Source organism: Robinsoniella sp. (genome assembly GCF_034124845.1).
On sequence record NZ_JAWYAJ010000324.1, the window covers coordinates 11,562 to 22,755 of the forward strand.

Genomic DNA, 11,194 nt, shown 5'->3' on the forward strand with positions numbered 1-11,194 from the left:
CCCGCATTCCGGAAAATATCCAAGGGACATACATCGAGTATTCCACGCTGCTGACGCATGAGATGAATCTGAAAAGAGATGATATGATCCAGTGGCTGAAAATGTCAATTGCAATTACGATCATTATCATCACTTTGATGTTTGTAATCACCATTCTTTTTGCAATAATTTCCATCTGCACTATCACCAGGCCCCTGGGGAAAATTGTGGAAAATATAAAGGGCATTAAGCATGGTAATTACCAGCTTGCAGGCATCAACAGCGCAGATCATGATCTGAAAGTACTGTGTGAAGCAATTGAAGATATGTCTGTGAGTATCCAGAAAAATATAGAACATGTCAAAGAAAAGTCGATCCTGGAAAAGCGCATCCTGGAGAGTGAAAATGAGAATCTTAAAATCCACGATCTGCTCACGGAAACGGAACTCAAAGTTTTACAGGGGCAGATCAATCCGCATTTTCTGTTCAATACCCTGAGTCTGATTTCCAGAATGGCTTATCTGGAAAATGCCCCGAAGACGAAGGAACTGATGGAAATCACCTCGGAACTTCTGCGTTACAGTCTTGAAAAATCAAATAGTACTTCTGATTTGATGGGGGAAATTTCCTGTATTAAAAATTACCTGGAGATACAGAAGAAACGTTTTGGACACCGGATACAATTCCAACTCTTTGTGGAAGAGGGGCTGCCTGATCCCATTATGCCCGGAATGGTCATTCAGCCATTGGTGGAGAATGCAGTTATCCATGGGGTGGCGGATATGATGGAAGATGCGGCGGTAGATGTAGTGATCTATCGGAAGCATGATAAAATCTGTGTACTTGTGGAGGATAATGGGGTTGGCATGGACAGCGATATCCTGGAAGCCATCACTTCCGGACATCTAAAGGAAACAGGCACCCGTGTCAACGGCAACAATATTGGACTGAATAATGTAAAACGGCGTCTGGATGTATTTTACGGCACGGAGGGAATATTGACCATAGAGAGCAGCAAAGGCTGCGGTACAGCTATTTCCATAAATCTGCCGTTTGAAGAAGAAAGTGAGGAACTGTGATGATGTTCAATCTGCCGTTTGAAGAAGAAAGTGAGGAACTGTGATGATGTTCAATCTGCCATTTGAAGAAGAACGTGAGGAGCTGACATGATGTTTAATTTGCTGATAATTGAAGATGAACCCATAGAGAGGGAAGTTTTAAAATTAATGATTCAGACAAACTGTCCCTTTGTCGCACAGATCATGGAAGCAGAAAATGGATTTCAGGCAATTGATCAATGTAGATCCTTTCTTCCGGATGTTGTGCTGGTGGATATCAATATGCCCGGTATCAACGGTCTGGATACCATCCGGGAATTGAAAAAGATGAAGGAAGATCTGTTTTTTCTGATCCTCTCTTCCTATAACCGGTTTGAATATGCCCAGGAAGCGGTGAAGCTTGGAGTCGAAGATTTTATCCTGAAACCAGTTAAAATAGAGACTTTAAAGACTGCATTTGAACAAATCGGAAAGAAGCTGGAAAGTGCAAAGCAGAGCCGGACGCAGAATTCACTGCTCTTAGACCGGATGGAGAGTATACGACCTATAGTGGAAAGTGACTGCATTTTCAGCCTGATTTCCAGGAAAGCAGATGATGAATTAGAACGAATCATGGCATTTCTGGGGTTTGAAGTACAGAGCGGATTTTGCCTTGCGGTTCAATATGAGAATACCCCCAGACTGATTCTTCGCAAAATCAAACAGGCGCTGCAGGATGTTGGAATGAAATGCATCGGAGAACAGTTTAATAATCTCCTGATTTTTTTCATTTTGGAGGATAAGCGGTTAGAGGAACGCAAGTTGACGGAGGTTGGGCGTTTTACCAGTATGCTGCTTCATGAAATGGGCAAGGACTCCTGCCGGATTGGCGTGGGAAATATTTATCAGGACACAAAGGATCTGAGTGAATCCTATAAGCAGGCTTTGAATGCCCTGAAACAATGTGCTGCGGGGGAATCCTTTCACATCTATGGCGAACACACTGCTGCCATTTGCCGCCTGGCTCCGGATATACCGGGAAGTGCCAAAGATCTCCTTTCCCAGTTAAAGAAAAATGACAGGAAGGAACTGGCGGCGCTTTTGTCTGCTGTCAGCACTGAGTTGATTTTAAAGTCTGAGAATCTCCGCCAGGCAAAAGAAAGGGTGTATAATCTTCTGGTGCTGCTAACAGGAGAGATCCGCCAGCAATATGCAGATGTAACACTGCTTATGGAATTTGCCGTGTCTCTGGAAGAAATCCTTTCCTTAAAAGATACGAAGGAACTGGCATTCTATCTGGAGATGCAGCTGCTTACCATGCAGGAGGGAATCCAGAAATTCAACCGGACGAATAACCATTATCTTGTGGAACAGGCGATGATGTATATTTCGGAAAATTACAGCCACAACATTACCCTGGACGATATGGCGGCAAACTTACGCATCTCGCCATTTTATTTGAGCCGTGTGTTCAAGAAAACCACCGGAAAAAATTTTACGGATGTGCTTGCGGAAAAGCGGATAGAAGCGGCGAAGCTTCTGCTCCACCAGAAAAAAAGCATCAAAGAAGTCACCTATGAGACTGGTTTTAACAGCCAGAACTATTTTTCCAAGATATTTAAAAAATACGTGGGATGCAGCCCAAGGGAGTATCGGGGTGATAATAATCCCACAGTAAAATAGGGAAAGCATAATTACAGGGATTCTTTGTACTGCACAGGAGTCATCCCTTTCACCGATTTAAACATCTTATGAAAATATGCATTATCGTAGATACCGGTCTTTTCACTGATAGTTTCGCAGCTTAAGTCAGTATTTTGCAGCAGATAGCAGGCGTATTCAATGCGTTTCATGTTGACGTACTTGATCGGTGTCACACCAACATTTTTCTGAAATAATTTTGTGAGATATGTGTGGCTGATATGCAGATTACCTGCAATATCACGGATCTGTATCTGGCTGGTAAAATTTTCATCGATGTAAGAAAGCGCCTTCACGATTAGTGCCGGCGTATTTTTTTGTGGAATGCCGGTCATTAAATCTAATAAATACATGATGAAAGTGTAAACCTTGGAGGACAATTCATATTTGTTGATTTCAGGGCTGTATAATATATTATTATTCGAAACATCAATATTTGTGGCATTAATATTCCGATCATCAATATTCGGATCATTTTTGCGCGCTTCCAGATTGTTCACATCATTATTAGCTTTTTCTTTTATATCAGTTGTTAAATATTCTAAAATATCAATGAGCTGCTGTCCGGCTTTTTCTGTTGATACATTTTTGAAGACATATTGATGGTTGGAAAGCAGGTAACTGAATAATTCTTTACAATTGCTTCCAGACAGTTCAATCCACAGCAGTCCAAGGGAGGACTGGTTGTAGTTGCCATAGTCATGCGCCTCTCCTGGATAAATAATAAAGGCATCTCCTTTTTTAAGCAGATGTTCTTTCTTGGAAATATGAAATATACCGCATCCGTCAAAGACAAAATGAACCGTGTAGTAGGGATAATCATTGTCACGGGTAATTTCAAAATCTTCAACAAAATAATTGCAGCCGGCACGTATTACGTGGAATAAAAAGTTATCATTTATGGGAGGTACTGATAAATGATAGCTGGAGTTCAATACGTTTTTAATTCTTTCGTCAATTGTCATATAAAATCCCCTGGCTAGAGCGTTTTAAAATTGCTTTCTGGCAGATGGCGGGAATGAATTTTCAAACACACTCTAAGATCTGCTATAAACAACCTGTCATATTCCATTATAAAATATAGTATAAATTTGTCAATTAAAGATTATTATTTGTTTGAAAATATACAATAAACTGTATTGTTTTCTTCATTGTTTTGATGGTTTTTAAACAGTACAATAAGACTATCATAAGGTATTGAAGGAGGATAATTATGACATCCAGAGAAAGAGTCAGGGCTGCAATTGCCCATCAGAAACCGGACCGTACACCAGCCGCATTTGAAGCAGTAGATTCCGTTGTGGAAAAATTAATGAAGCATTATCAATTTGCGGAGTACAGCCAGTTATTAGAAAAGTTTAAGATTGATGTTGTTCCGGTTTCGCCGAAATACATTGGACCGAAGCTTAAGAAGTATATAAATGAAAAGGGGCAGAAAGTTACCAGCAGCTACTGGGGATATGAAACCACCACCCATAAAACAGCAATTGACGAGTATGGGATGACTTCTTATTTTCCGCTGAATGATGTTACAACTATTGAAGAAGTCGATGCATACCCTTTCCCGGACCCGGATTGGTTTGATTATAGCGTGATCAAAGAAGAATGCGATAAATATCCGGATAAGGCTATTATTGTCGGGCACGAAGGTCCCTTCCAGATTGTAACTTTCCTCATTGATATGGATCGTTTTTTTATCATGATGATTGAAGAGCCGGAAGTGGCACAGCGCATTTTAGACCGCATGGTGGCATTTGAACTGGAATATTATGAAAGAATTTTTAAGGCTGGGGAAGGAAGAATAGATATTTTAAGACCCCATGATGATTATGGTACTCAGATTTCCCTTTTATTCAGCGTGGATATGTGGCGGGAATTCTTCAAGGAGAATACGAAAAAACTCACTGCATTGGCACATAAATACAACGCATTTTATCAACAGCATTCCTGCGGTGCAGTGCGCCCGATTATTCCGGAATTGATCCAGTGCAATGTGGATGTACTGGAGCCGATTCAAAAAGTAGAGGGACTGGAGCCGGAGAGCCTGCAGGAAGCGTTTGGCGGGAAAATTACTTTTCACGGAGGGATTGATACACAGGGAATACTACCATATGGAACACCGCTGGAAGTGGCTGAAGAGACACGTCGTTTTATAAAAACATTAAATCAGGATGGCGGTTACATATTGATGGCAAGCCAGGCGTTTGAAGGGGATGTGCCAATAGAAAATATTGAGGCATTGTACGGAGTAGAGCGTTAACAGATAAGATTGTAATAAGATTTTTGGGGAGTACTCCGCAACGTGTGGGAGATGCGGAGTATAAATTGAAAAATTAAATACAAGTACATTATAGCGAAAAATGTTTGTTTGTGTTAGAAAATGTATTGAATTGCTGGTTTGATGTCATGAAACATTTATTTTATATGATTAAATTCATATTTTATAATGTGGAAAGGATGCCATGACACAAAATCTGCCTTACGGACGGTGATATATAATTTCTGTGTGCCATAGCTGAAGTACAGAGGATTTGCGGACTTGCCGTCCGTGTAAACCAGGTAATAAATATAAGTTTAAAAAATGAAATAGCCCAGACGTGGGATCTGGGCTAAGAATCATATGTGTCGAATTAAGAAGTTAACACGTCCTTTAGTATATTATTCCGAGCGGAATAAGTCAATTCATTTTACGACACGATTCGAGGCGGTTTGTCAATAATAGGATTCAAATTATCAAATAAAGTCTTGAATTTTCGAAAATGATTAAAATATAGCAATTTTATATTCTACTGAGACACTTCTTTTAACAGCCGTTCCATCTGCGTGATTTCTTCCTTCTGGGCAGAGATGATATTCTGGGCAAGGGTGATGACCTGCTCTTCATCGGTAAAGTTTAAAATAACTTCTGCCATTTCAATTGCCATCTGGTGGTGCATGATCATTCCTTCTGCAAAAGCGGCTTCTACATTAGCTGCGGTAGAGTGATTCATCTGGTGGGAAGAAAACATCTTTTTATACTCTTCCAGATAAGCGTTCTCCTGTTCAAGATCCTGTTTGCCGGAAGCTTTTAATTCCTGTGCAAGGGTAGTCATCTGATTAATTTCCTGCTTTTGGACATCAATAATATCCTTTGCCAGCTTATTCAGCTCTTCATTGCTTCCTCCGTATTTTAAATAGCTCTGTGACATTGATATGGCTGCTTCATGATGAGGAATCATGCCATTTAAAAAGTCCACGGCAGCATAGCCGGATTTGTCTATATCCTCCATGTCTTCCATCATATCTTCCATGTCATCATTCTGTTCATCCATATAAGAAGCGAGGTTTGTATCCCCATGATCCATATTGTCATGATTCATGCCGCTGTGATCTGCTGTGTTGCTGTTTGTTCCCGCCTGTGTGGTGTTCGTTTCCGTATTCGGAACCGGTGCAGATTTGTTTTTTCCGGCAAAAAACAGCCAGATCAGAAGAATCACCAGAAGAGCAGCAATAATTCCAATTGTCCAGTAAAATCCTTTTTTATCCATAAAGACCTCCATTCAGCCGTTTAGGCAGTAAATTTATTTCATGGTAATAGCTTTTTCAGGATGATGAAAATTATACAGTAAAGATTGTTTTTCTGTGTATTTAGCGATAAAATACTGTAAGACTGTGGATTTCCTGGTGTACATCGACTTTAAGAAAAATCTCGGTTAATGGAACTGCTGATTGCGTATTATGTGAGGGTGGCAGAATATAATGACATACCAATGTAAGAAAATTCGAAAAAGCAACAGATGGAATTGAACGATGAGGTATATAGAACGGAATAAAGGGGAAACGGTACAGGTACGGTTTCCCCCTTTTTGCAGGTTATTTTGTCCTTAAATATTTAATCAATGCCAAAATTGCAAGAACATATAAACCTAATTTCAAGATATTGAAAAGTATAGTTAAAAATATGCCGATTTGACCCATAAAAGCTGCTAACATTGTACATACCTCCTCCCTTTGTATGACAGGTATAGTTCCGGTTAATACATCCATTACGTAAACTTTTAGTTGATATTATTATATCACATCAGACCCTGTTTGAAAATTAAATCCTGGTATCTGCACGTCTTATGTACGCTTCACATGCGGGCATATCTTATTTTCGTTGTCTCTTATCCCCTGTTGCTATATTTCACCTTGCGTTTTTGAGAAAGAAAGTATACGATGATAAGGGAAAATGAATTTTATCAGAGATTTTATAAAATCAGGAATTATTTAAAAAGAGTAAGGAGGATCAAAAATGGAGAAAAAGAAGTTGGGGGATCACAACAGGGAAAGGGGTCAAAAGAAACTGACCTCTGTGTTATTTGTGATTTATGTAATTGTATTAGCCTGGATCATATTGTTTAAAATGCAGTTTTCAATAAATAACATGCCACAGCTGAGGAGCATCAATCTCATACCTTTTGCCGGATCCGTAATCATTAACGGCAAAATGGATTTTGATGAAATATTCAATAATGTACTGATTTTTATTCCTTTTGGGCTGTATATTGGTATGTTGAAAGGAAACTGGCCTTTCTGGAAAAAAATAATTCCCGCGGCGCTGACCAGTTTTGGGCTGGAACTCATACAATTTATATTTGCAATCGGTGCATCAGATATTACAGATTTTATAGGAAATACACTTGGCGGTGTAATCGGATGCTTGATCTATATTGGCTTTTATAAATTGCTAAAGGGGAAAACCAACAAAGTGCTAAATATATTAGCAAGTATCGGAACCATTGGAATACTTGCGTTACTGGGGCTTCTAATTATCGTAAATTTGTAGAGAAAGTCCTATTGGAATTATACAAAAAGAATTAGCTTTGTATTTAAGCCTGTATGCATCTGATCAAGTAGAATCAGCTTTAAAAAATGAAATGATGACATTAGATATGTTAGCTGCAATAATTTCACAATAAGATGTATTAACTTTTTATGCACTTCGCGATAAACTATTTCTTGAATATGCTTATTTAATCAGGGAAATGGAGCTCAGCGCAAATAGTATACCAGATTCTATATTTGAAACGATAGATTAATAAAAAAAGAATTTGTCAGAAAGAGTATGACCAGTTTAAATTAAGGTCGAAAGAAAGTGATCTGATCCATGAAGTGAATAAGATCGGGGTTAACATCAATCAGAGAAAGCAGTCTGAAAAGAATTATTCTGGAAATACGGAATCTGATGTGCTATGATAGAATCAATTAAGAAATTATGGGAGGGGGGAATTCAAATGTTTATTGATAATCAATTTCTTTTACTAAATAAAGACACTCCAATATTGCAATTCGAAACAAGGTATGGAATGCTGGGAGAAGTAATATTGGAGGAAACAAAGTACTTTGAAGAGAATAAGCCAGTAGGATTCGAAAATATACAGGATTGGTTAGAGCATAGAAGAGCACCGAAACACAGAAAACATATAGAGAAACTATTACATGAATGTGGATGTGACAATCTGGAAGGATACATTCGTGTATCATATGCGCTAAATTTGAATGATACCTTTTGGGTTAAACCGGTTGATAGCAATAAGTGCTGGAATGAAGTGTCTTTGTATAGAAATCCATTTAATGAATTAATCTCTCATATTGCATTCGAAGGTGGATTATATGGAGAGCAATTTTCCACAACTTCTCCGGAGTTTACAACAGAAGGAGCATTTGCTAAATGTTGGATAAGAGAAGAAGATAATATAAATCTTGTTAAAGGTGGAAGTACCGGAGCACGAAATGCCGGTAAAGAACCTTACAGTGAGTTTTATGCAGCTCAGATTGCAAATATTATCTGTAAAAATAATGTTGCATATAAGATGGCAACCTATCGGAACAAAATTGTATCAAAGTGTCAGCTTTTTACATCGGAAAAAGAAGGGTTTATACCGGTTTATAAACTGATTCGCTCACATCCACAGAGTGATGATTTGATTAAATTCTACGACAGCATTGGCTGTATGGATGACTTTAGAAGAATGGTTGTATTAGATGCGTTAATCATTAATGATGACAGACATCTCGGAAACCATGGTGTATTAATAGATAATGATACACAAGAAATCATACGTATGGCACCTGTTTTTGATCATAATCAGGCCCTGCTTCCATATGCGGAAGAAGAAGAGTTTGAAAATATCAGCGAATATCTAAAAATGAAGGGTCCTAGAATTGGTGCAGATTTTAACCTGGCTGCAAATGCCATGCTAACTCCGGAAATTAGAGCAGATCTAATAAATCTAAAGGGCTTTAAATTTCAAAGGGATGGCAAATACGATCTGCCAGATGTCCGCTTAAAACATTTGGAAGCATTAATTGAGAAACAGATAGAGGGGATACTGAATTCTAAAAGCTTATATATTCATCAAAATGATATTATTGGCAAAGATCCTGGGAAGAAGGAAACCATGAACTAAAAAACGAAAATATCCAGTAAGACTTACAGCTCAAAGCTGTGGGTCTTTTTTTAGTGCACCCAGCGCAAATTAATGCGTATCTTAAAAAGTTTAACGGATTCAGATTCTCGTAGGATGAAGAACAATGGATCAGATCTATATATTTTTGGTGGCGGCTGTGTTTATAAATATTTCATATATTATTTATTGACAAATAGATTACCACGTAGTATATTAGTCAAAAGAGATGATAGTAATAGATTTGGACTAATATGAAAAATAGAATGGAGGAATAATTGTGGTTCAATTAGAAAACAGGATGACAGAAAATAGATTATCAGAAAAATACCAATCCCTAAGCAGATTATTTGATGAATATGCAAGAGCAGTAGGATTAACTTCTATGAGTTTAACTGTTTTGGGGATTATCTATGATAATCCGGAAGAATGCACACAAAAGCTGATTTGTGAACAAAGTCAGTTTACCAAGCAAAGCGTAAATATGATTATTAAATCTTTTTTGAAGCATGGATATGTGGAACTGGTGGAAATGAAAACTGACCGTAGAAATAAGCAGGTAAAGCTAAGCGAAAGCGGTGCGGAATATGCAGAGAAAATTGTGGGCCGTTTATGTGAAGTGGAAGCGGATGTGATGAAGAAAATAACGGATGAACAGCGGGAGGCTTTAATCGTTTACGCTGAGATATATGAAGAAGGCATTCGAAATGAGATTGCCAGATTGGCTGGCAATATAAATAAAAAAGAGATAGGTGGTGATCGTATTGATACGAGATAACTGGATTCATTGCCCGGTCTGTAAAAATAAAACCAGATTAAAGGCACGTTATGATACAGTACTTATAAAGTTCCCGCTGTTTTGTCCAAAATGCAAACAGGAAACGCTGATTGATATTACAAACTTAAAAGTAACCGTTCTCACAGAGCCAGACGCATAAGACGCAGAGCCAATGAAGTATATAAATACTTCGTTGGCTCTATTTTTATTAAAGGAGGAATTAATTTGTTAAAAATACTGAAAAACCTAACTGCAAAAGAATGGGGGCTTACGGTCATAAGCCTCGGGCTGATTGTCTTTCAAGTGTGGCTTGATCTGACTCTTCCGGAATTTATGGGAAAAATCACAGAGATTGTCCAGACTCCCGGCAGCCAAATGAATGAAATTTTACTAGCGGGCGGCAGGATGCTGCTCATAACGCTGGGAAGTGTTGTGGTATCGGTCCTGATTGCAGGGCTAGCCGCACGTATTGCAACCAATCTCTCCTCCAGACTGCGGACAAACCTGTTTCATAAGGTACAGTCTTTCACAATGCAGGAGATCAACAACTTTTCCATATCCAGCTTAATCACGAGAACTACGAACGATATTACCCAAGTTCAGATGCTCGTGGTAATAGGATTGCAAATCCTTATAAAATCTCCGATCCTGGCGGTTTGGGCGATTGTGAAAATCACAGGAAAAAGCTGGCAGTGGTCCTTTGCAACTGGCATTGCGGTAGCAGCGCTTATTATTGTATCTGTAGTGATGATCGCTATTGCGATTCCGAAATTCAAACTGCTTCAAAAGCAGACGGATGATTTAAGCCGGGTTTCCAGAGAAAATCTCACAGGACTGCGGGTTGTCCGTGCATATAATGCAGAGGGATATCAGGAAGATAAGTTTGAAAAAACCAACCAGGCATTTGCCAATACAAACATATTCTCAAACCGCCTGATGGCTGCGCTGATGCCGTCTGTGGAGATTATTATGAATGGTCTGACCTTATCGGTATACTGGATTGGAGCAGTTTTGATCTCTAACGCAGCGGCAGGTGCCCGGCTCACCCTGTTTTCGGATATGATGGTGTTTTCATCCTATGCCATTCAATTGCTTATGGCGTTTATGATGCTGGTTATGGTACTGATACTGATCCCTCGTGCCAGCGTATCGGCAAACCGTATCAAAGAAGTCTTAGAAACGGACCCAGCCATTAAGGACGGTCCCATTCATGACTTGCATACTGCCACACCAGGCGAGGTGGAATTTAAAAATGTCAGCTTTAAATATCC

General features: G+C 38.9%; 10 protein-coding genes. 8 read left to right on the plus strand and 2 right to left on the minus strand.

Going from position 1 to position 11,194, the window contains the following annotated elements; all coding sequences use genetic code 11:
* Together ACH2DQ_RS16340 and ACH2DQ_RS16345 are read left to right on the plus strand one after the other, a co-directional pair.
* Positions 1-1,058, plus strand: a 1,058-nt coding sequence (locus tag ACH2DQ_RS16340) for a sensor histidine kinase (protein WP_395027445.1), incomplete at its 5' end; no start/stop codon positions are given.
* An 87-nt stretch (positions 1,059-1,145) separates the two neighbouring features.
* The gene (locus ACH2DQ_RS16345; RefSeq protein ID WP_394912562.1) at positions 1,146-2,699 is read left to right on the plus strand and encodes a response regulator; all 1,554 of its coding nucleotides are present in this window, start codon (positions 1,146-1,148) and stop codon (positions 2,697-2,699) included.
* An 11-nt stretch (positions 2,700-2,710) separates the two neighbouring features.
* Here the strand turns inward: ACH2DQ_RS16345 and ACH2DQ_RS16350 are convergent, their stop codons facing one another.
* Positions 2,711-3,682, minus strand: coding sequence for an AraC family transcriptional regulator (locus ACH2DQ_RS16350; protein WP_394912563.1), 972 nt, complete (start codon positions 3,680-3,682; stop codon positions 2,711-2,713).
* Between the two features lie 248 nt (positions 3,683-3,930).
* Here ACH2DQ_RS16350 and ACH2DQ_RS16355 point away from each other — a divergent pair, with 248 nt between their 5' ends.
* Positions 3,931-4,977 carry a uroporphyrinogen decarboxylase family protein gene (locus ACH2DQ_RS16355; protein ID WP_394912564.1) on the plus strand — a complete coding sequence of 349 codons (1,047 nt, stop codon included), beginning with the start codon at positions 3,931-3,933 and terminating at the stop codon, positions 4,975-4,977.
* Between the two features lie 526 nt (positions 4,978-5,503).
* On the opposite strand, the gene ACH2DQ_RS16360 is transcribed toward ACH2DQ_RS16355, so the two are convergent.
* Positions 5,504-6,244: a DUF305 domain-containing protein gene (locus ACH2DQ_RS16360; protein ID WP_394912565.1), complete on the minus strand. Its 741-nt coding sequence runs from the start codon at positions 6,242-6,244 to the stop codon at positions 5,504-5,506.
* A gap of 746 nt (positions 6,245-6,990) precedes the next feature.
* Here ACH2DQ_RS16360 and ACH2DQ_RS16365 point away from each other — a divergent pair.
* The 5 genes from ACH2DQ_RS16365 to ACH2DQ_RS16385 all read left to right on the plus strand — a co-directional run.
* Positions 6,991-7,524, plus strand: coding sequence for a VanZ family protein (locus tag ACH2DQ_RS16365; RefSeq protein ID WP_394912566.1), 534 nt, complete (start codon positions 6,991-6,993; stop codon positions 7,522-7,524).
* A gap of 448 nt (positions 7,525-7,972) precedes the next feature.
* Complete coding sequence (locus tag ACH2DQ_RS16370) at positions 7,973-9,148, plus strand: hypothetical protein (RefSeq protein ID WP_394912567.1); 1,176 nt, start codon at positions 7,973-7,975, stop codon at positions 9,146-9,148.
* A gap of 277 nt (positions 9,149-9,425) precedes the next feature.
* Positions 9,426-9,923: a MarR family winged helix-turn-helix transcriptional regulator gene (locus tag ACH2DQ_RS16375; RefSeq protein ID WP_394912568.1), complete on the plus strand. Its 498-nt coding sequence runs from the start codon at positions 9,426-9,428 to the stop codon at positions 9,921-9,923.
* Positions 9,910-10,083: a cysteine-rich KTR domain-containing protein gene (locus ACH2DQ_RS16380; protein WP_394912569.1), complete on the plus strand. Its 174-nt coding sequence runs from the start codon at positions 9,910-9,912 to the stop codon at positions 10,081-10,083. The genes ACH2DQ_RS16375 and ACH2DQ_RS16380 overlap by 14 nt, the downstream gene beginning before the upstream one ends.
* Before the next feature lie 65 nt (positions 10,084-10,148).
* A partial coding sequence (locus tag ACH2DQ_RS16385) for an ABC transporter permease (protein ID WP_395027450.1) occupies positions 10,149-11,194 on the plus strand: 1,046 nt, incomplete at its 3' end.